The sequence below is a fragment of the Luteimonas suaedae genome, from assembly GCF_008312895.1.
Taxonomy (GTDB): domain Bacteria; phylum Pseudomonadota; class Gammaproteobacteria; order Xanthomonadales; family Xanthomonadaceae; genus Luteimonas; species Luteimonas suaedae.
The window spans coordinates 361,317-382,152 of the sequence record NZ_VSSP01000001.1; the positions used below are offsets into that span (position 1 = coordinate 361,317).

Below are 20,836 nucleotides of genomic sequence, written 5' to 3' on the forward strand. Positions count from 1 at the left end.
CCCTCACTTGCCCTGTTGTGGCGTTCACCAATCCAGGCGCGCGCCGATCTGCCCCTCCAGTGTCCGCCGCCGCTCGCCGCCGAGATTGCGGGTGACGTCGCCGACCGCGAACACGCTCAACGTTTCGTTGACGCGCGACACCACGCCGCCGCCGAACTCCAGCGCGCTGCCCTTGCGCTCGCTTTCGATCGCGTCGCCGCCGAACACGACCCGATCGGTTCCGGCGAAGTCGTGCCACAGGTTGGCCTTGAGGTAGGGCCGCACCACGCCGACCGCGGTGTCGTAGCTGCCGTGCAGGCGCACGCCGATTCGTGCGGTGACGGCGTCGTCCTCGTCGAACGTGACGGTGGAGAACGCGTCCTCGCGGTCGTCCAGCGACAGGCGCTGCCAGACCAGCTGCGCCTGCGGTTCGAGGATCCAGCGCTCCCCGAGCGCGAACGGCCTGCCGCCTTCGAGCGAGACGCTGATGCCGTCGCCGTCCAGGTCCACGCCCAGCCCGCGGCTCGAGCGGCTGTCACCGTCCAGGCGGGTCGCCATGACCACCGCGTCGAGATAGCCGCCGTCGGGCGCGATGCGCGACCAGTACAGGCCGAGGTGGTCGCCGTCCAGGCGCAGGTCGCCGACCGTCAGGTTGTCCCAGCCGATCGCGAAGCCGCGCACGTCGCCGCGCATCCGCGCCTGGCCGACGAACAGCCCCAGGTGATGACGCGGAGCATCCGTGTGTTCGGAAGCGAACACGTCCACGCCCACCTGGTATCCGGTGAGCGATCCATCGAAGGTAGGCGCGACCGTGCCCGACCAGCGTTGATCGTGTCGCTGCCCGAACACGCGCAGCCAGGCCGCGGAGAACGCGCCGCCGGGTTGCAGCAATCCCTGCTCGCCCTGCCGTTCGTGGAAGGTGCCGAGCATGGCCAATCCGAGCTGTTGCGCCGCGGGCGGCACCACCGCATAGGCCGGCACTTCCACGCGGTACAGCGGCACCACCTCGGCGATGTGCGGCCTGGCGCCGGGCGTGGGCGGCTGCGGCGGTGACGACGGCGGCACCGGCGGCGCTCCGGGTGCCGGTGGCGGTGACGGTGGCGCCGGGATGGGGGCTGGCCCGGTCGGGGGAACAGGCGGTGGCGCCGGCTCGCCCGGCGGCGCGGGTGGAACCGGTGGCTCCGGTTCCCCCGGCGGCGGCGTCGGCGCGGGCGTCGGTGGCACCGGAGGCGGCTGCAGTGGCGGCGGCGCCGGGGCCGCTTGTGGCGGCGGGGGCGGATCGGGATTCTCGGGCGTGGGCGGCGGCGGTGCCACGATGGTCGAACGCAGGTACCAGTTCTCCTCGCTGCCGTTGCTGATACCGCCGCGGAACAGGAAGTACTCGTAGGCCCCGACCGCGACCGGATAGTTGAGCGCGAACGCACCGCTACTGGTGCTGGCGCCGTCGATGGCGTGCACCAGCAGGATGCCGTCCAGCAAGGTGTTCGCGCCGCTGCCGCCGAAGTTGACGACCTCCAAACCGGTGCTGCCGCCTGCGTTCCCGCCGGAGATCACCAGCCGGTCCGACGCCGAGCTGTCGTCGCCCAGCACAGTGTCCAGCCGCATCGCGCCGCCGGTGCCGACATAGTCGCCGACTACCGTCAGACGGTCGCTCGCACCGGAACTGCCGTTGGTCATGTCGATGACCCCGGCATTGACGAGGGTCGCGGCGCTGCCGACGACGGATGGCGCGATCGCTGCATTCGCGCCGTTGCCGGCGAACAGGATGCTGGTCGCGTCGATGTCGAAGCGTCCTGTCGTGGTGCTGGCATCGCCGAGGACGAAGTCGCCGTCGAGCGCGAACCTGGATGCGTTCGTCAGCGACACCTGCTCCCAGCGCACGTAGCGCGACGAGCCGGTGGACGCAGTCGCATCGAACACCAGGGTGTCGGTGTCCGCTTCGGTGTTCACGTCCGCGCCTTCGCCACCGTCGATCAGGCGGTCCGGCGCCGCCGTCGCGGTCAGGCCGGCTTCGTCGAGGCCGCGCAGGATCGCGGTATCGTTGCCCGCGCCGAGCGCGACGTCGCCGCCGATCGTGCCGGCATTCTCCCAGGTGAAGCGGTCGCTGCCCTGGCCGGTGCGGACCGCGCCTCCGATCGCACCGCCGCTGACCGCGACGACGTTGTCGCCGTGCAGCTGCACGTTGGCGCTGGTGGGGTTGAACAGCACCACCTCGCCGCCGATCGCACCGTCGGTGACGATCACGGTGTCATTGCCGTTGTTGAAATTGACGTCGCCGCCGATCGCGCCGCCCGACAGTTCCAGCAGATCGTTGCCCTGCGCGGCGCGCACGTTGCCGTCGACCTGCCCGCCCGACATCCGCATCTCGTTGTTGGCCTGCTCCAGGTCCACTTCGCCGACCCGTCCATCGGTCATGGTGAAGAAATCGCCGGCGAAGAACAGCCCGACGATATGCCCGCCGTGCACCTCTGCGCGGTCGAGCTGGCTGCCCTGGTTGAGCGAAGCGATCGTGCCGCCGGTCATGGCGAAGGTATCGACGCCGGTGCCCTGGTTCACCGCACCCAGCACGGTGCCGTCGCTGATCTCGAAGCGGTCGTCGCCGGCGTTCTGGTCGACGCCGCCGCCGATCGTACCGCCGCTCATCTCCACCAGGTCGATCCCGGTGCCGCTGCGCAGGTCGCCACCTATCTCGCCGCCCGACACCAACGCAACGTTGTCGCCATCGCCCTGGTCCAGGCTGCCGCCGAGGCTGCCGCCATGGACCTCGGCGCGATCGTCGCCGTCGCCCTGGCTGACGTTGCCGGTGATCGTGCCGCCCGACATCTCGAAGTGGTCCACGCCGCTGCCGGCGACGATGTCGCCGCCGATCGAACCGTTGGTGACGATCGCCGTATTGTCGCCTTCGCCCTGGTCCACGCCACCGCCGATGCTGCCGCCGTGCGCTTCGGCGTGATCATTACCGTCGCCCTGACTGACGCTGCCTCCAACAGTGCCGTCCCGCAGCTCGAACAGGTCGACACCATTGCCGGTGATCACGTCACCGCCGATCGAACCGCCGGTGACGATGATTCTGTTGTTCCCGTTGCCAAAATTGACACCACCGCCGATCGCGCCGCCAGATAGTTCCAGCAGGTCGTTGTGCTGGGCGGCCACGACATTGCCGTCGACCTGGCCGCCCGACATCCGCATTTCGTTGTTGGCCTGCTCGAGATTGACCTCGCCGATGCGGCCGCCGGTCATGGTGAAGAAATCGCCGGCGAAGAACAGCCCGACGATGTGTCCGCCGTGCATTTCCGCATGGTCGAGTTGGCTGCCCTGGTTGAGCGAAGCGATCGTGCCGCCGGTCATGACGAAGGTGTCGACACCGTTGCCCTGGCTCACCGCGCCCATGACGGTGCCATCCCCGATGACGAAGGCATCAGCGCCGCCGCCCTGGACGACGCCGCCGGTGATGGTGCCCGACTGCATCTCGACGCGGTCCGCACCGAGACCGAACGTCACGCTGCCGTCGAGCGTGCCGCTGCCGCCCTCGGGGAACAGCAGCGTATTGCTGCCGCCGGTATCGACCAGGTCGCCTATGGAGACGTCGCTGCTGCAGGTGTAGGTGTCGTCGCCCGCGGTGGGGGTCAGGTCGCATTGGGCGCTCGCGGCGCCCGCGCTCAGTGCGAGGGCGGTCGCGATCGCAGTTGCGAGCATCGAGCGGGACCAGGAGGGGTTTACCGGTTTACGAGGCATGCGTGCGTTTCCCTACGTGGCCGGTCAACGCCGAAGTACGGCGCAGTCCGGATTCTGATGATTCCCCCCTCTGTTGCCGGCTTATCAATCAGCTTGAGGTGAAGGCGACGTGAAAATCCCACAAGCGGGAGAGGGGCATGTCTGCGACAAGTGGAAACAACCTGCAAAGAACTCATTACTCCAGCTCAGTGGACGGACGGCGCGTAATCCGGCATCGGCCGGGGCTGCGGACGCAACATCTCCGCGATGGTTCCGTGATACTGCAGCAGCGCCGCTTCGTTGCGACCGAACAGCAGATCCGGGGTCATCCCGGTCGCCAAGTTGGCCTGGATGCCTTCGGCGCGAAGGAAGTCTTCTTCGGCGACGGTCCGCATCAAAAGCTCCATGTTGCGCCGCCAGTGCTCCCGTACTTCCATGCGCATGACGATCGCTCCATGAGAGTGATGCCCGGCACCGGGGCTTCATCGTCCAGGTCCACGCGCAAACTACCCGCTATGCGAAGCATTGGACTCGAAGGCCGGGCTCGGTACTGTGCCGGCCGTCAAAGGCTGAACGCTCCGATGCGAGTCCAGCTGCCGCAAGACAAGCGGCTGGCCACTGGCGGCGGACGCTGGGGCTCGGGAGCCTACGAGGAAAGTCTGGCGCTGCGCAGGTAATCGAACAGCTCGGCGTCGTTCTTGAGGCCGAGCTTGCGCATGGCGTCGCGTTTCTGCCGGCTGATCGTGGTGATCCCGCGGTGCAGGCGCTCGGCGATCTGGCTGACGGTCAGGCCGGACGCCAACAGGCGCAGCACCTCCGTCTCGCGCGGTGAAGGCCGCTTCGGTGCGTCCTCGGTCACCCGGGTGTCGCCGGTTTCGGCCACGCGCTGCCTGAGTGTCTGGCTGACGTAGGAGGCGCCGCGGTGCACGGTCTGGATGGCGACGGGTAGCTCCTCCATCGACGAGGTCTTGTCGACCAGCCCGAGCACGCCGGCGGAGGCGACCATCCGCAGAATGCCCAGATTGCTGGCCGCGCTCAGCATGAGGATCGGCAGGTCGGGATACTGGCGACGGATCAGGCCGATCATCGGGAAGCCGTCGGCCTGCTGGCTGCCGGGCATGGAGAAGTCGGTGACCAGGACGTCGCAGGGGTGCGCCGCCAGCGCCTGGAGCAACTCGTCGGGGTTGGTGGCCTCGGCGACGATGGCGCCCACGCCGCTGGACTCGATCACCGCCCGCGCACCGATGCGGACCACGTGATGATCGTCGGCGACGATGATGCGCAGGCTCATGGACTAGTATCGATTGTTGCAGCGTGAAAACGCTCGCAGCGGCCTGGCTCAGGAAGACTGGAGGAAGTAACGCCCATGCGTTCGCACCCTGTCTGTTGGCGGCTGCTGGCCGTGATGCTACTGCTGGTCTTTCCAATACTTCCGCTGCAGGCCGAGGACCGGTTGCCGTTGTCTCCGCGCCAGGAAGCCTGGCTGCAGAAACACCCGGTCGTCGTCGTCGGATTGTACGACAGGGGCTGGCCGCCCTACGAATCCATCGAGGCGGGCCGGCCGCAAGGATTCGGCTACGACTATCTGCGGGAGCTGGCGGGCCGGCTCGGCGTGGAGCTGCGCACGCGCACTTATTCCGACTGGGCCGATATGCTGGACGACGCCTGCGCCGGTGAGCTCGATGTGGTGATGAATCTGGCCCTCACCGCCGAGCGCACCCGCTGCCTGGTCTTCACCCGGCAGTACGCCGAGGCGCCGATAGCGCTGATCGGGCAGCCGCAGGACGCACGGTTGGCGGCCAATCCCGACCTCGAGGGCCTGCGCCTGGTCACCGACCGGAACTTCGCCACGTCCCGCGCCGCCCGCGAACGCTACCCCGGGGCGCAACACCTGGAGGCCGACGACACCGTCGATGCGCTGCGGATGGTGTCCTCCGGCGCGGCGGACGCCTACCTGGGCAATCCGTACGTCGCCTCGGCGCTGATCGCCGAGCGGCACCTCACCCGTGTCGTGCTGGTCCGGCCGACCGACTTGCCGGTGGATACGCTGCATTTCGCCGTCCCGAACGGGAAGGCGCCGCTGGCCGAGGCGCTGGACGACGCCCTGGCCTCGATCCCGGAGGCGCAAGGCCGCGCAATGCGCACGCGCTGGCTCAGGCCGCTGCAGTGGGAAGGCAGCGGCCTGATCCTGAGCGAAGCGGAAAAGGCCGCACTGGCGCAGCCGCTGCGGCTGGGCTTCGCGCCCAACTGGGCGCCGATCTCGTTCCTCGACGAGCACGACCAGGCGAGCGGCCTCGCCGGCGAGTACCTGCGGCGGTTCCGCGCGTTGGGCGCCAACCTGCAAATGGCCGATGTCGAAGACTGGCAGGGCATCCGGGATGGGGCGCTAGGCGGTGAACTGGACGCGATCATGGGCGTTCCGGAGGACCTGCCCTGGCTCGGCAACGAGTGGGTGTTCAGCCAGCCGTTCCTGACGGTGGCCAATGTGATCGTGACCCGCCGGGGCAGCGAGGGCGTACTCGATCTCGGCGATCTGGACGGACAGGTGATCGCGCTCTCCGATCCCGACCGGCTGGGGCCGCCGATCCTGGCGCAGGCGCCGCGGGCGCGGATCGTGCCGGCGCGCGGCGCGGAGAAGGGGCTGGAAATGCTCCGCGACGAACAGGTGGATGCGTACGTCGGCAATCTCGCCGCGGTCGATCGCTTCCTGCGCGACCGCTATTCGGGCGAACTGTACATCGCCGCGCCCGCGGGTATCGAGGACCGCCTCGCCTTCGGCGTGCATCGCCGCCATGCGCCGCTGGCGACCGCGTTCGACCGGATGCTGCTGTCCCTGTCGCCGCGCGAGCGCGAGGCGATCCGCAGCGATTGGCTGGCGGTGGAGTACCACAGCGGCCTGCAGTGGCGGACGGTCCTGCGCTGGGCCGTGCCGCTGCTGCTGATCCTGCTCACCGCCGGCCTGGTGCACGGCCTGGGCCACTGGCGGCTCCGCCGCGAGGTCGAGGAGCGCAGGCGGGTCGAAAAGCGCCTGGACGAGGTGACGAGCAATCTGCCCGCCGTGGTCTACCAGGCCCGGCGCGAAACGGACGGCACCATCGCCTTTCCCTTCATCGTCGGCGACATGCCGTCGCTGTTCGGCGTGAGCGCCGAGCGGGCCATGGGCGACGAGCGCGAGCTGTTCGCGCGCGTGCATCCGGAGGACCAATCCCGGCTGGTCGAGGCGATGGCGCGTTCGGTGAGCGACTTCGCGCCCATCGACGCCGAATTTCGCGGCCTGTCCGCCGACGGCGGCTGGCGCTGGGTGCGCTCGCGCGGCCTGCCGCACCGGGCCGAGGACGGCGCGTTCCTGTGGAGCGGCTACTGGATCGACGTGACCCAGGCGCACGAGCAGGCCGATGAACTGGCCGCGGCCAAGACCGTCGCGGAGCGGGCGGCCGCGGCCAAGGCGGACTTCCTGGCGACGATGAGCCACGAGATCCGCACGCCGATGAGCGGCGTACTCGGCATGCTCGAGATGCTGGCGCATACCGAACTGGACGCCGAACAGCGACGCGTGCTGGCGTCGATCGACGAATCGGCACAGATGCTGCGGCAGATCCTCGACGACATCCTCGACGTCTCCAAGATGGAGGCCGGCGCGCTGTCGCTGGAGCCGGTGCCGGTGTCCCTGCGCCGGATCATCGACAACGTGCAGCAGATGCTCACGCCGCAGGCGTCGGCCAAGGGATTGCGGTTCGAGGCCCGAGTCGGTGAAGGCGTGGCCGAGGCGCACGGTGCGGACGGCGTGCGCCTGCGCCAGATCCTGTTCAACCTGATCAGCAACGCGATCAAGTTCACCGAGCGGGGCAGGGTGGAAGTCGCCCTCGACCTGCTGGAGGACCTGGGCGATCGGCAGACGCTGCGCCTGGCGGTGACCGACACCGGCATCGGCATCGCCCCGGACCGGCAGGCGCATCTGTTCCGCCCGTTCTCCCAGGCCGAGACGTCCACCACCCGGCGCTACGGCGGTACCGGCCTGGGGCTGAGCATCTGCCGGCGGCTGGTGGACATGATGGGTGGGGAACTGCGCCTGAGCAGCGTGCCGGGCGAGGGGACGCGGGTCGAAGCGATCCTGGTCCTGCCGCTGGCAGATCCGGGCGCCGTGGACGCGGCCGTGTCCGGGCTCCCCGCGGAGCCGGCGTACACGGGTGATCCGGAAGGCTGGCGCGGATGTCGCGTCCTGGTGGTGGAGGACCATCCGACCAACCAGGTGCTGATGCAATGGCGCATGAGCCAATTCGGTATCGACTGCGAATTAGCCGACGACGGCATCACCGCGCTGGAAGCGCTGCGCAGGTCGCGCTTCGACCTGGTGATCACCGACTGCCGTATGCCGGGGATGGACGGCTATGCGCTGACCCGCGAGATCCGCCGGCGCGAAGCCGAATGTGGCGAACCCCGGCTGCCGGTGATCGCGTTGACCGCGAGTGCGTTGCAGGAAGAGGCCGAGCGCTGCCGCGCCGCCGGCATGGACGATTTCATGGCCAAGCCGGTGCCGCTGGCGACTCTGCACCAGGTCCTCGCGCGCTGGCTGCCGCGCAATGGCGGTTGCGATGAGGCCGCTGCCGCTACCACCGATGCATCCGTATCCGAATCCACATCCGCAGCAGCACTCATATCTGCATCCGTATCAGCACCCGTATCGGCGGCGCCAGCGCCGGCGTCCGGAATACGCCAGGAGCTGATGCGCCGCTACGGCTCCGCCGAGGTGGTGGTGCAGCTGGCGGCAAGCCTGGTAGCGGCCACGAGCGACGACCTGGGCGGCATCAGGTCGGCGCTGGCGCAGGACGACGCCGATGCCGTGCACCAGCGGCTGCACCGCATCGCCGGCGGCATCGGTGTGGCCGGCGCCCAAGCGCTGGCGCAACGGACATCGGACCTCATGGATGCGATCGACCGCGACGGTACACAGACGCACCGGGACGCGCTGTTGCGTCACATGGGCGAGATTGAAGCCTTCGTGGACGAACTGGCTCGGGATGCGATCTAGAGCGGTTTCTTATCAGATGCTTACGCTTTTGCCCCCTCTCCCGCTTGCGGGGTGAGGGCGTGCGGCTTACGGGCCATTGGCCCGTGCGCGACCGAACGTCCACGCGCTGCGCGCGTGGGCCAGGGCGCGGAGCGGGGTTGGGGTGAGGGCGCTCTTGGCGAGACATCAAAAGCGCCCTCATCCGCCCCCCGACTAAAGCACTCGGGGGCAGGCTCTTCGGGCACCTCGCTCCGCGCCCCGGCCCTGCGCAGCGCGCAGGGCGCTCAGGCGCGCGCGAGCCAAGGGCTCGCAAGCCGCACGCCTTCGCCCCGTAAACGGGAGAAGGAATCCGTCAACACTTGCGCCAAAACTGCTCTAGCTCATCCTCGGCAGCGGTGTTTTCGTACTTGTTGCAGGGACGCCGCGAATACCGAGCGGCAAAGTACGCGAATGGGAAACGCCCCTTTCGCGAGTGCCGCCATGAACAACGTGATTCGACTCCGCAACATGCCGGGACCGGCCGCTCCGGCCGCCGGGCATCCGGATACGTCCGGCGCACCGTCCGCGGACGTTCGCCAGCAGCGGCTGGCCGCGATCCTGCGCGAAGTCGCCACCGCCGACGGCGAGGTGCTCTACCCGCTGCTGGCGGCCCTGCTGGCCACGCACCTGGATGCGCCGTGCGACCGGGAGGGCGATTCGCGCATCCGCGACAGGCTCGACGAGCTTCAGTTGCTGATTGCGCTGGAGATGGAGCGTGAGGGAATCCGCGGCATTTGCGGGCGTGATGTCGCCGCACGCGCCTGTCACGCCTGACCTTACTGATTGCTCTCTTTCCTGGCTTCGGCCCGCCTCACGGCGCGGCAGGGGGACTCGCCGCTGCATCGTGAGCGAATGATGCTCAGCGTACCAGAGTCGGTTTTGGCGGAAGTGCTACCAGATTCTTTCTCCCGTTTACGGGAGAGGTGCCCGAAGGGCGGATGAGGGCGCGTTTGATGAGGGCGCTTTTAATGTCTCGCCAAGAGCGCCCTCACCCCAACCCCGCTCCGCGCCCCGGCCCGCTCCAGCGGAGCGGGCGCTCACCCGCACGCGCGCCGATGGCGCGCAAGCCGAGCGGCCTCGCCCCGCAAGCGGGAGAGGGGGCATTCCTACGACATGTGTAAACACTTGCGCCAAACCTCTATAGAGCGGTTTCGGTGCAAGCGCTTCATAACAAGCCACGACAGTCCCTCGTCTCCACCTGTTTCGGAGTTGTTGCATGGAGCGCCGGCGCACGGCCGGGAACAATGACCGTCATCGCCGATCCGGCGCGCCGCGGAAATCGTCGGCACCCGACCCGGAAAACCGGACCGGGAAACGCAACGGGAGTGACCCGATGTCGATCATGTTTTTCGTCGCGCGTATCCACTCCGGTGCGGTATCGCAGACGTTCCTGCAGTGGCTCCCGTCGGGCGATGCCGGCATTCCTCCGGCGATCGCCCTCGACGGAGGCGCGCTGTTTGCCTTGGTCGCGGCGGTGGCGCTCGGCTGGGCGCTGGCTGCGCGCTACGCCGTCGCGGGCAGGAGCGGCCTGTCGGCCTGGATGAGCGCGGACGGCTTGGTGCCGCCCGCGGGCGCCGGCTGGCCGGCGCTGCATGATGTCCTCACCGGACTGCCCGGGCGCATGCTGCTGGAACAGCAGATCCGCCAGCGCCGCAGCGGCCGCGAGGCCCTGCTGGTGGTCGGGATCGACGGCTTCCGCCTGGTCAACGAAATGTACGGCCACGACCTGGGCGACGGCCTGCTGCGTGCCGTCGCCGCGCGGATCCGCGATGTGGTTCGCGCCGACGACATGGTCGCGCGGCTGCAGGGAGACGAATTCGCCGTCTTCACCGCGTTCGAGGAGCCGGTCCAGGCCGAGGTCATGGCCAGGCGCTTGCTGCAGTCCATGCAGAAGCCGTTCCGTGTGGGCGGCAGGGAGCTCCACGTCTCCGTCAGCATCGGCATACACGTTCAGGCGGATCCATGCCGGCGCGGGCTGCTGGGCGCGGCACTGGCCGCGCTGCGCCAAGCCAAGGACAGCGGCCGCAACCGCTACGCGATGTACGACGCGTCGATGGGCGCAAGCGCCGAAGAGCTGGAGCTGATGGTCTGCGACCTGCGCCGGGCGGTGAAGGAGGGCGAGCTGTTCCTCCTGTACCAGCCGAAGCTGGACCTGGCGTCCGGCCGCGTGCTGGGCGCGGAAGCCCTGCTGCGCTGGCGCCACCCCCGGCACGGCGTGCTGGGTCCCGACAAGTTCATCCCGTTGGCGGAAAAGACCGGGATGATCGGCGAGCTGGGTGCCTGGGTACTCGACGAAGCTTGCCGGCAGATGCGGGAATGGCGCCACAACGGCACGTTCGAAGGAAGCGTGGCGGTCAACGTCTCGGCCATCGAGCTGGCGCTGCCCGGTTTCGTCCGGACCGTGTGCACGGCGCTGGACCGGCACGGCGTCGATCCGGAGCAGCTGGTCCTGGAAATCACCGAATCCAGCGCCATGCGCAATCCCGAATTGACCTTGCTGACGCTGCGTCGCCTGACCGCGCTTGGCGTCTGCGTCGCCTTGGACGACTTCGGCATGGGCCATTCCAGCCTCTCGCACCTCAAGCGCTTTCCCATCGGCGAACTGAAGGTGGACCGGAGCTTCGTCTGCGATATCGAGCGCAACGCCGAAGACGCTGCCATCGTCGCCGCGATCATCACCCTGGCCAAGGCGATGGGATTGAAGGTGATCGCCGAAGGCGTGGAAACCGTCGAGCAGCAGGCTGCGCTCGCGGAACTGGGCTGCGACGCGGTCCAGGGCTACCTGATTGGACGGCCGATGGCGCCCGAAGAAGTCTTTCGCGTCACCGACGAGTACAAGGACGCGTGCGCGTTCTGACGGCAATTCGGATTCCGAAAGCGCCCCATCAGCCGGATGCCCACCTAATATGGCGTTGCTCGGCGCCTGCTCCCCTCAGGCGTAGGACAACATGCTTCCCCAGCATGTGTCATTTCGGACCAGCCCTGCCAAAGCAGGATGCTTTGGCAGAGCCATCTTGACTTTCCGTGCATGTGCAGCGTTCAGACGAGACGATCTTCGTCTCGCGTTGGCTTGCCTGACGGGGCATGCCTTGGCGCAAAGACAAACCTCATTCTGATGGCAACGGCTGGATGATCGTTCCAGTTGGAATGCCTTGGATCTTGTCCAAGGTGCCAGACAAGCACTTCAGATAGGACAGGTTGGGGATGTCGTTATAGGTCAGCACGAAATCGTTTCCCGCGAATTTTCCGCTGACTATTTCACCCTGCAATACGAATACCCGCGGCACTGCGGGAAGGCCGAGTTCTCCGAGCTTGAGGAAAGTCCAGTTGACTACGCTCGAGGTCGTGTCATCCCAGTCGAGCCGGAAACTGCCAGGTGTGTCGGTATTGATTAGGCAGGACAAGTTGCCGAACCCATCGAGGTCCTCCACCAGAGCCGTATGGGTCGAAAGATCTTCAGTGAAGACGCAGGTGACCATGCCTGAGCCGGTCAAATGCGTGGGCCTTGGAAGCAAGCCGAGTCCTGGGTTGAACTGCAATGTCAGCGGGCCCACGCACGTCGCCTTCACGGGCAAGGTCTGTGCCTTTGCCGAGGCGGCTGGAAATAGAAGCGTGACGAGGAATATGCAGCTTGGCAGTAACGCTGAGAACAATATCTTCTTGATCATGGCGAGCTCCATTGCGGGGCACCAAAATACGAAGATTGATCAGGCGGCCCCTTTGCCTGAAGAATGGCGGCATTTCCGACTATTCACCCCGCTCGATAAAAGCACGAGCGGCAAGCGGGCAAACAGGGCAGTTGCATGTTTGAACTCATGGACGTTTCGACGTCCTAGTATCGAATCGATCTGCATGAAACGCCGGGAGGCATCGTCGCCAAGTGTGTTTATGGCGCGTCTCGCGTGCGAGTAAGCGTGCAGGAAGATTGCACCAAGAAAATCTGGAGTTTGTGACGCGCTGTCACATTATCGATCATCTGTCAATACGTGATCAGCGCGATGCAGCGCATCGACTCGAGCCGTCAGTCCGCTTCTGGCCGACGGCAGCAATGGCCGTTCTTTGCAGAAGGCGCAGACGCCTGCGGACCACGGGCGCTTCGGCAACAAAAAAGCCGACGGGAGGCCCGTCGGCATTGAAGTATTGGTGGAGCGGAGGAGGATCGAACTCCCGACCTTCGCATTGCGAACGCGACGCTCTCCCAGCTGAGCTACCGCCCCACGAGGCTGCGGATTATACGGACGCGGTCGCGGCGCCGCCAGAGGGCGCCGCCGTCGTATCCGAGAGAGGGTGAGCGCGGCATGCGGCCGGGCCGGGCGAGGGCCTGGGTGCCGCGCGATGCGTCAGCGCCGGGCGACGCCGGCGCCGCCGTCCACCGGCACGTTGGCGCCGGTGATCCAGGACGCCTCCCGTGACGACAGGAACAGCAGCAGGGCGGCGACGTCGGCCGGCGTGCCCAGGCGGCCGAGCGGATGGCGTTGCACGTTGCGCACGCGTGCGGCAGCGGGGTCGGGCTGGCGCTCGAACGATGCGCGCAGCATGGGGGTGTCGATCGAGGCGGGGGCGATGCAGTTGACGCGGATGCCGTCGGGCGCGAGTTCCAGCGCCAGGGTGCGCATCAAGGCGTCCAGGCCGCCCTTCGAACTGGCGTAGGCGGCCAGGCCGGGCGCGCCGAAGTAGCCGTTGATCGACGACACGAAGGTGAAGGCGCCGCGACGTGCGGCCGCCATCGCCGGCGCGAAGGCCTGGACGAGACGTACCGCGCCGCCGACGTTGACATCGTAGATGCGGCGGAACGCTTCGCTCGAGGAGGCGAGGGTGGTGGCGAACTCGGTCGCGGCGGCGGCGTGGACGACGATGGTCGCCTCGCCCAGTTCCGCCCTGACCGCGTCGGCGGCAGCGGCGACCGAACGATCGTTGCCCAGGTCGCAGGCCAGGCGGAGGTCGCCGTCACCGGCGTCGGCCAGGTCGAGCGCCGCAACCCGGGCGCCCTCGCGGGCGAACAGCCGACAGGCTTCGGCGCCGATCGCGCCGGCGGCGCCCGTGACCACGGCGATCTCGTTGTCCAGCCTCATGTTCTCTCCTGCAAAGGTGGGCGCGGGGCCGCCCGTTCCGGCGGGCGCGATCCGGTTGACAACCCGGTGACTTGTGATAATACTAAATTTCAGATTTTACATTTTACAAGAACGAGCGCATCCACGACTGCGCGATGTGCCATTCAGGGCGCTCGCTGTCGGGGCGGCCAAGGGAGGGTTCCATGATCGCTGCCGGCTCCGGGCTCCATCCTTTCCAGGCCAGGGTATCCGGGCTGCCGCGTTCGCGCCTCGCGCGGATGGCATCGTCGTCCCCGGCCGATCCCGTGTTCCTCCTGCGGCGCTGATCGCAATACCGGCCGGTCGGATCCGCGCTGCCCTGTGCATCCGCGGTCCACCGCATCCATTCGGAGACGGCGTCCCCGAACGGGTGTCCCTCGCGGGGCCGCACATCACGGACGCCGGTTCGCCGTGGGAGGCAGACGATCATGAGGTTCAAGCGCGACCAGCTGCGCGACGCAATCCGCTTCATCCTGGCCATGGGTGCCGTCGCAGTGGCCGTCCCGGCCGTGCAAGCCCAGGAGCCATCCGACCCGCCGACCGAGCTGCAGAAGGTCGAGGTCCTCGGTTCGCGCATCAAGCGGGTGGACGCGGAGACCTCGCAGCCGATCCTGACGCTCAACCGCGAGGAGATCCAGGCCCAGGGCCGGACCTCCATCGGCGACGTGATCCAGGCCATCACCGCCGCCGGCGCCGCCCTCAACAGCAACGTCAATTCCGGCGGCAGCGGCCAGAACCGGGTCAGCCTGCGCAACATCGGCAGCGCGCGCACGCTGATCCTGGTCAACGGCCGGCGTTGGGTCGGCGGCAGCGGGCTCAGCGGCGACGTCGACCTCAATTCAATTCCGACCGCCGCGGTCGAGCGCATCGAAGTGCTCAAGGACGGCGCATCGTCGATCTACGGGTCCGACGCGATCGGCGGCGTGGTCAACGTGATCCTGCGCGATGCCTTCGACGGCATCGAGGCGAACGGCTACTACGGCCAGTTCGACGTCGGCGACGGCGCGCGCGAGAGCGCGGACTTCACCGCGGGCACGGTCCGCGACCGGTTCTCGGCGATGTTCGGCATCAGCCGCGTCAGCGAGAACGCGGTCGGCGCCGGGGACCGCGAGATTTCGGCGGTGCCGGTGTTCGGGACGACCCCGGGCTTCAGGGGCTCCGCGAATACGCCGAATGGCCGCTTCAGCCTGGAGCGCAGCGGCAGCGGCGCGTTCACCAACGACGGGCCGGGCACGCCGTTCCGACCATTGCGGCTGCCCGCCGACAACTACAACACCGCACCCGACCGGTACCTGTCCGTCGACCAGGAGATGACCTCGTTGTTCGGCAACGCGACGGTCGACTTCACCGACAACCTGCGGCTGAAGGTCACCTCGCAGTACCTGGAGCGCGAAACCGGGCAGAAGCTGCCGGTGAACGCGCTGGTCTTCGGCGGGCTCGCCAGTGGCCGCTACAGCGGCGACATGACGATCAGCGCGGACAGCCTCTACAACCCGTTCGGCGAGGACGTGGCGTGGGGCGGACGCATGCTCACCGAGGCCGGCGGGCGCATGATCACGCGCGACGTCGACACCACCGCGGTGAACGTCGCGCTGGAGGGCGCGTTCACGCTCAACGACCGGCTGTGGGACTGGGACCTCGGCTATTTCTTCGGCCGCACCCGCAGCAACGACACCGCGACGGGTCAGCAGGACTACCGCCGCGTGCGCGACGCGATCGGCCCCTCGATGTCGGGTGCCGACGGTACGCCCGTCTGCGTGTCCACGCCGGGCGACCTGTCCACGGCCATCGCGGGCTGCGTGCCGCTGGACCTGCTCGGCGGCGCCGGCAGCGTCATCCCGGAGATGCTCGAGTACATCAACTTCGTCGAGAGCAGCTACCTCGGCTACGAGCAGAAGACGCTGTTCGCGAACCTGACCGGCGAACTCGTGCAGCTGCCCGCCGGGCCGCTGGCGTTCGCGACCGGCATCGAGCATCGCAAGGAGACCGGTCACGACACCCCGGACCCGCTGATCGCGTCGGGCGTCACCAACGGCTTCAGCCGCGAGCCCACCGCTGGCGAGTACGAGGTCGACGAGGCCTATGTCGAGTTCGCAGTACCGCTGGTCGAGGGGCGGCCAGGCATGCAGCTGCTCGACCTCAGCATCGCCAGCCGCTATTCCGACTACAGCAACTTCGGCGACACCATCAACAGCAAGTTCGGCTTCCGCTGGAAGCCCGTCGATAGCCTGATGGTCCGCGGCAACTACAGCGAGGGCTTCCGCGCGCCATCGATCCGCGAGCTGTACCACGGCCAGAGCAGCAACAACCAGCAGAACCTGACCGACCCATGCGCGGCGACGCTACAGGGGGAACCGTTGCCGAACCCGGTGGCCTGCGCCGGCGTGCCGGCCGACCTCGACCAGTCCGGGTCCGCACTCAGCGTGACCTCCGGCGGCAATCCCGACCTGGGTCCCGAGACCGCGGACTCGCGCACCCTCGGCATCGTCTACAGCCCGGGCTGGGCGAGCGGCCTGGACCTGTCGCTGGACTGGTGGCAGGTGGCGATCGACGACACCATCTCCACCCTCGGTGCGCAGAGCGTGCTCGACCAATGCTACCGCGCCGGGAACGACGACCTCTGCAGGTTGGTGAGCCGCGACGAGTTCGGCCAGGTCGCCTCGGTCAGCAACATCCGCACCAATCTCGGCACGGTCGAGGTGGAAGGCTACGACATGTCGGCGTCCTACCGCCTGCCCGAAGGCGAGTGGGGACGGCTCGGCATCCGCTGGGACACGACCTACCTCACGCGCAGCGAGTCCGACTCGGGGCTCGACCTCGGCGGCGGCGGGGTGCAGTCGACCGGCAGCGGCAACATGGTCGGCACCGGCAGCAACTGGCGGATCCGTTCCAACCTGATGCTGTCCTGGCAGCGCGGCATGGTCGGCGCCAACTGGAACATGCGTTACTACTCGCGGCTGCACGAAACCTGCACCAGCCTCGGCAACGAGGCGCGCAACGTCTGCTCCGAACCGGACCGCTATGTCGATGGCCTGGTGGAGCGTCCGGACGGGACCTGGGTCGTCGCACCGGTCTGGCGGCCGCGCAACCGCATCCCCAGCGCCGTCTACCACGACATCAGCGCCTTCGTCGAACTGCCCTGGGACGGCCGCGTCACGCTCGGCGTCAACAACGCCTTCGACCGCGATCCGCCGATCTCGGTGACCTCGCCGAACAGCTTCGGCCCCGAGTACGAGATTCCCGGGCGCTTCCTCTACATGCGTTACCACCAGGCGTTCTGACGTGGCGTCGCGGGAAGGAACGTGCGTGCGGCGCGCGGACACGGACGGGCGGGTTCGGGCATGCAGGTGAGCGAGGTGGCCGCTGCCGTCTCGCCGCTGCGCAGCCGGATGCGCTGGGCGATCCTTGCGCTGCTCTTCCTGTCGACGGTGATCAACTACGTCGACCGGCAGACATTGTCGATCCTCGCATCGACCGTTCAGGCCGACCTGGGCATGAGCGACCTGGACTACGCCGTGGTGGTGCAGCTGTTCCTGGTCGCGTACACGCTCGCGCACCTGGGGGCCGGCTGGCTCACCGACCGGCTCGGGCCGAAGCTCGGGCTGGCGCTGTTCGTGTGCTGGTGGTCGACGGCCAATCTCGTCACCGGCTTCGCCCAGAACGCGATGCAGCTCGGTGCGGCGCGGTTCGCGCTCGGGCTCGGCGAGGCCGGCAACTACACCGCGGCGCCGAAGACCGTGTCGGAGCGCTTCCCGGCGCACGAGCGCGGCTTCGCGATCGGCGTCTACACGGCCGGGGCGATGGTCGGCGCGACGATCGCGCCGCCGCTGATCGGCTGGCTCGCGCTCGCGTACGGCTGGCGCGCCGCGTTCTTCGCCACCGGCGCCCTCGGCTTCGTCTGGGTGATCGGCTGGTGGCTGGTGCACCACTGGTCGCCGCCGGTCCAGGCGCCTCGCGAGACGGAGGCCGGCGGACGCTGGGGCTGGGTGCCGCTGCTCCGGCAGCGCCCGGTCTGGGGCCTGGCGCTGGCGCGGATGCTCACCGACCCGGTCTGGTACTTCTACCTGTTCTGGTTCCCGAAATACATGATTGACGACCGCGGCCTGACGCTGATGCAGATGGCGCAGGTCGCGTGGGTGGTCTACCTCGCCGCGGACCTGGGCAGCATCGGCGGCGGGATCGCGTCGGGGCGGCTGGTGCGGCGCGGAATGACGCCCGCGCGCAGCCGGCTGTGGCTGATGGGGATCGCGGCGCTGCTGGCGCCGATCGGCGCGACGATCAGCGGCGAACCGTCGATCATGGCGACGTTCGCGCTCGCCGCGCTGGTCGCCTGCGCGCACCTGGTGTTCCTCACCAACCTCACGACGCTCGCGGTAGACACCTTCCCCAGCCGCCACGTCGCCACTATCTTCGGCATCATCGCCGCCGGCAGCGGTCTCGGCGGGATGCTGTCGACGCGGGTGGTCGGCGAGTTCGCGAACGAACAGTCGTACGGCTCGCTGTTCCTGATGATGGCGCTGCTGCATCCGCTCGGATGGCTGGTGGCGTGGTGGGCGGTGCGCAAACCCGTGGCAGCGCAGGCACCCGAATGAACGCGCGTGGCGCCCCGGTGTTGCGGCAACCGCTGTTGCGGCAGACCGGGGCGTGGTGGCGCCACCGTGCGACCTGGGCGTCGGTGTGTGCTGCGTTGCTGCTGGGATCGGGCATCGCATCCGACTGTGCAGTGGCGTTGGCGGGCGAGGGCGGCGGCACCGGGCGCACCGAAACATTCGCCGACATCGAGTACGCCCGCCCGGGCGGGCGCGCGCTGCGCGTCGACCTCCACCGCAACCTCGCGGCGCGCCCGTCTCCGGTGCTGGTGCACGTGCATGGCGGGGGCTGGTCACGCGGTGCGCGGCCACCGCGCAAGGCGTTCGCGTCGGCCCTGGCGATGGGATTTTCGGTCGTCGCCGTGGAATACCGGCTGGCCGGCGAAGCGCACGCGCCGGCAGCGGTACGCGACGTGCGCTGTGCGCTGGCCTGGGTCGGGCGCCACGCAGTTCGCTATGGACTGGACGCGTCGCGGATCGTGGTCGAGGGGGTGTCCGCGGGCGCGCACCTCGCGCTGCTCGCGGTGCTCGCCGGCGACGATCCGGAATTCGATGCCGGCTGCGGGCCGGTGCCGCCGGTGGCGGTGCTGATCGACCGCTTCGGCATCGCTGACGTACAGGCCTGGCGACCGGCGTCCGGCGCCGTCGCACGCTGGATCGGGCCGCGCGCGGACGCGGCCGACTATGCGGCGCGGCTGTCGCCGATCCGCTACCTGCACCGCGCGATGCCGCCGCTGTTCATTGTGCACGGCGACGCCGATCCGGTGGTGCCGTTCGCGCAGTCGCGGCGCCTGCACGACGCCGTGCGCGCGCTCGGCGTGCCGGTGGCGCTGCAGGTCGTCGCCGGTGGCGGCCACGGCGGATTCACCAATGCGCAGGCGGCGGCCATCGACGCCGCCCTGTGCCTGTTCCTGCGCGGGCACGGCGTGCCCGCGTGCGGCGGCCGTCCGGCCCGCAGCCCGGACCCAGGCAAGGGAGGAGATCCATGAACGAAACGAGACCATTCCGCGGCAATACGTCCGCATGCGCCGTGGCGATCGCCATCGCGTCGATCGGCGTTCCGGCGGTGGCGCAGGAACTGCCGCCGCCCCAGCTCGTGCTGGCCAGTTCCGGCACCGAGACGTTCCACGACAGCGCGCTGCAGGGCTGCGGCACGACCAAGGTGCACATCGACGGGCCGGTGCGACTGTTCCGCGACCAGGACGACCTCGTGCACATGACCGTCGGCGACCCGCAGGCACGCGCTTGGCAATGGACCGGGAGCGTCGCGGACTTCGCGGCACTGCCGTCGTCGGCGAGCCTCGACTGCACGCCGGTGATGCTCGGCGACGTCGGCAACGACACCATCGACCGGTTCGACCAGAAGACCTTTCTGCAGGCGCTGCACTTCGATCCCGAAACCGCGTACGTCTACGGCTACGGCCACGAGGACTACTTCGGCACACGCCTGGACGATCCCGACTGCCACAAGGCCGGCGTCACCGACGGCAAGCCACAGTGCTGGTACAGCGCCGTGGCGATCTGGAAGGCGGACACGCTCGACACCACACCCGCCGGACACCTCTCGTTCTCGAAGCTGAAATCGGTGCCCTGGCACGTCGCGATCTATCCGCACGTGGTCTATCCCGGCGATGCCGGTACGCCTGCCGCGGGCTGGATCGGCTACGGCGCCCCCTCGAACCTGGTGCGCGGCTTCAACCAGGACGGGCAAGCCGACGGCTATCACTACTTCTTCGCCTATACCAGTTCCGGCTTCGGCGAGCAGGACAAGGGCGTGTGCCTGTTCCGCAGCGACGACCCGACATTGCGCCAGAACTGGCGGGCGTGGAACGGCAGTACCACGACGCCCGCGTTCACCCAGCAGATGAACAACCCGTACATCAGCAGCACCGCGCCGTGCGCAGTGGTCAACCCGGACACGTTCAAGTCCTACGTGCGCAGCGTGCACTGGCACCCGGCGTCGCGGCATTACGTCGCCGTGTTCCGCGACGGCAACGGCGTGCGCTACGCGACCTCGCGCGACCTGGTCACGTGGAACGCATCCGAGCCGCTGCTCACCTCGACCTCGAGCCAGGTGAACTACCCGTCGCTGGTGGACCTCGACGGCGGCACGCCGGCCGTGGCCGGCAACGGCCACAACTTCGACGTCGTCCACGACCTGGGCCGCACCTACCTCTACTTCCGCACGTCGGTTGCGTGGGGACACACGCAGATCAACCGCCAGCGGATCGAGGTGGCGAACTATCCGTGAGCAGGCCTGCCATGCTTGGCGGCTGGAAGGGTGGGGTGCCGGTTCAAGCCGGCATCCCGACGCGCGGAGGGCCGCGAATCGCGCAGCGATCTGCGCTTGCCGGGCTTCCCCCTTTGAAAAAGGGGGATTGAGGGAGATTTGCTGTTGCTTTGCGAGGTACCTGGCA

Annotated in this window: 12 protein-coding genes and 1 tRNA gene; 7 read left to right on the forward strand and 6 right to left on the reverse strand. The window is 68.4% G+C overall.

Going from position 1 to position 20,836, the window contains the following annotated elements; genetic code table 11:
• Positions 1-24 precede the first annotated feature (24 nt).
• The 3 genes from FXO19_RS01590 to FXO19_RS01600 form a co-directional block, all read right to left on the reverse strand.
• Positions 25-3,675 carry an autotransporter outer membrane beta-barrel domain-containing protein gene (locus FXO19_RS01590; RefSeq protein ID WP_149193297.1) on the reverse strand — a complete coding sequence of 1,217 codons (3,651 nt, stop codon included), beginning with the start codon at positions 3,673-3,675 and terminating at the stop codon, positions 25-27.
• Between the two features lie 224 nt (positions 3,676-3,899).
• Positions 3,900-4,136, reverse strand: a complete 237-nt coding sequence (locus tag FXO19_RS01595; protein ID WP_149193298.1) for an SRPBCC family protein — start codon at positions 4,134-4,136, stop codon at positions 3,900-3,902.
• A 203-nt stretch (positions 4,137-4,339) separates the two neighbouring features.
• Entirely contained in the window at positions 4,340-4,984 is a 645-nt protein-coding gene (locus FXO19_RS01600; protein ID WP_149193299.1) for a response regulator, read from the reverse strand.
• A gap of 75 nt (positions 4,985-5,059) precedes the next feature.
• Here FXO19_RS01600 and FXO19_RS01605 point away from each other — a divergent pair, with 75 nt between their 5' ends.
• The 3 genes from FXO19_RS01605 to FXO19_RS01620 all read left to right on the forward strand — a co-directional run bounded on the left by FXO19_RS01605 (position 5,060) and on the right by FXO19_RS01620 (position 11,597).
• On the forward strand, positions 5,060-8,722 hold the full coding sequence (locus tag FXO19_RS01605; protein ID WP_149193300.1) for an ATP-binding protein: 3,663 nt from the start codon (positions 5,060-5,062) through the stop codon (positions 8,720-8,722).
• Between the two features lie 459 nt (positions 8,723-9,181).
• The gene (locus tag FXO19_RS01610; RefSeq protein WP_149193301.1) at positions 9,182-9,514 is read left to right on the forward strand and encodes a hypothetical protein; all 333 of its coding nucleotides are present in this window, start codon (positions 9,182-9,184) and stop codon (positions 9,512-9,514) included.
• A 559-nt stretch (positions 9,515-10,073) separates the two neighbouring features.
• Positions 10,074-11,597 (forward strand): putative bifunctional diguanylate cyclase/phosphodiesterase, encoded by a 1,524-nt coding sequence (locus FXO19_RS01620; RefSeq protein WP_149193303.1) that lies wholly within the window; start codon positions 10,074-10,076, stop codon positions 11,595-11,597.
• 250 nt (positions 11,598-11,847) lie between these two features.
• Here the strand turns inward: FXO19_RS01620 and FXO19_RS01625 are convergent, their stop codons facing one another.
• The 3 genes from FXO19_RS01625 to FXO19_RS01635 all read right to left on the reverse strand — a co-directional run bounded on the left by FXO19_RS01625 (position 11,848) and on the right by FXO19_RS01635 (position 13,812).
• Positions 11,848-12,408 carry a hypothetical protein gene (locus tag FXO19_RS01625; RefSeq protein ID WP_149193304.1) on the reverse strand — a complete coding sequence of 187 codons (561 nt, stop codon included), beginning with the start codon at positions 12,406-12,408 and terminating at the stop codon, positions 11,848-11,850.
• A 473-nt stretch (positions 12,409-12,881) separates the two neighbouring features.
• Positions 12,882-12,957, reverse strand: a tRNA-Ala gene (locus tag FXO19_RS01630).
• A gap of 123 nt (positions 12,958-13,080) precedes the next feature.
• Positions 13,081-13,812 carry an SDR family NAD(P)-dependent oxidoreductase gene (locus FXO19_RS01635; protein WP_149193305.1) on the reverse strand — a complete coding sequence of 244 codons (732 nt, stop codon included), beginning with the start codon at positions 13,810-13,812 and terminating at the stop codon, positions 13,081-13,083.
• A gap of 446 nt (positions 13,813-14,258) precedes the next feature.
• On the opposite strand from FXO19_RS01635, the gene FXO19_RS01640 reads away from it, so the two are divergent.
• From FXO19_RS01640 to FXO19_RS01655, 4 genes are all read left to right on the forward strand, one after another.
• A complete protein-coding gene (locus tag FXO19_RS01640; protein WP_149193306.1) occupies positions 14,259-17,111 on the forward strand; it encodes a TonB-dependent receptor domain-containing protein in 2,853 nt (950 codons plus the stop codon).
• Between the two features lie 75 nt (positions 17,112-17,186).
• Positions 17,187-18,422 carry an MFS transporter gene (locus FXO19_RS01645; protein WP_223115404.1) on the forward strand — a complete coding sequence of 412 codons (1,236 nt, stop codon included), beginning with the start codon at positions 17,187-17,189 and terminating at the stop codon, positions 18,420-18,422.
• The gene (locus tag FXO19_RS01650) at positions 18,419-19,408 is read left to right on the forward strand and encodes an alpha/beta hydrolase (RefSeq protein ID WP_187775582.1); all 990 of its coding nucleotides are present in this window, start codon (positions 18,419-18,421) and stop codon (positions 19,406-19,408) included. The genes FXO19_RS01645 and FXO19_RS01650 overlap by 4 nt, the downstream gene beginning before the upstream one ends.
• Positions 19,405-20,670 (forward strand): hypothetical protein, encoded by a 1,266-nt coding sequence (locus FXO19_RS01655; RefSeq protein WP_149193309.1) that lies wholly within the window; start codon positions 19,405-19,407, stop codon positions 20,668-20,670. Before FXO19_RS01650 ends, FXO19_RS01655 begins: the two co-directional genes overlap by 4 nt.
• Positions 20,671-20,836: the final 166 nt, after the last annotated feature.

Excerpts from the sequence above, each read along its gene's own strand:
- FXO19_RS01605 (WP_149193300.1), top strand. The coding sequence starts at position 5,060 with ATGCGTTCGCACCCTGTCTGTTGGCGGCTGCTGGCCGTGATGCTACTG.
- FXO19_RS01595 (WP_149193298.1), bottom strand. The coding sequence starts at position 4,136 with ATGCGCATGGAAGTACGGGAGCACTGGCGGCGCAACATGGAGCTTTTG.
- FXO19_RS01590 (WP_149193297.1), bottom strand. The coding sequence starts at position 3,675 with ATGCTCGCAACTGCGATCGCGACCGCCCTCGCACTGAGCGCGGGCGCC.
- FXO19_RS01650 (WP_187775582.1), top strand. The coding sequence starts at position 18,419 with ATGAACGCGCGTGGCGCCCCGGTGTTGCGGCAACCGCTGTTGCGGCAG.
- FXO19_RS01610 (WP_149193301.1), top strand. The coding sequence starts at position 9,182 with ATGAACAACGTGATTCGACTCCGCAACATGCCGGGACCGGCCGCTCCG.
- FXO19_RS01620 (WP_149193303.1), top strand. The coding sequence starts at position 10,074 with ATGTCGATCATGTTTTTCGTCGCGCGTATCCACTCCGGTGCGGTATCG.
- FXO19_RS01635 (WP_149193305.1), bottom strand. The coding sequence starts at position 13,812 with ATGAGGCTGGACAACGAGATCGCCGTGGTCACGGGCGCCGCCGGCGCG.
- FXO19_RS01625 (WP_149193304.1), bottom strand. The coding sequence starts at position 12,408 with ATGATCAAGAAGATATTGTTCTCAGCGTTACTGCCAAGCTGCATATTC.
- FXO19_RS01640 (WP_149193306.1), top strand. The coding sequence starts at position 14,259 with ATGAGGTTCAAGCGCGACCAGCTGCGCGACGCAATCCGCTTCATCCTG.
- FXO19_RS01655 (WP_149193309.1), top strand. The coding sequence starts at position 19,405 with ATGAACGAAACGAGACCATTCCGCGGCAATACGTCCGCATGCGCCGTG.
- FXO19_RS01600 (WP_149193299.1), bottom strand. The coding sequence starts at position 4,984 with ATGAGCCTGCGCATCATCGTCGCCGACGATCATCACGTGGTCCGCATC.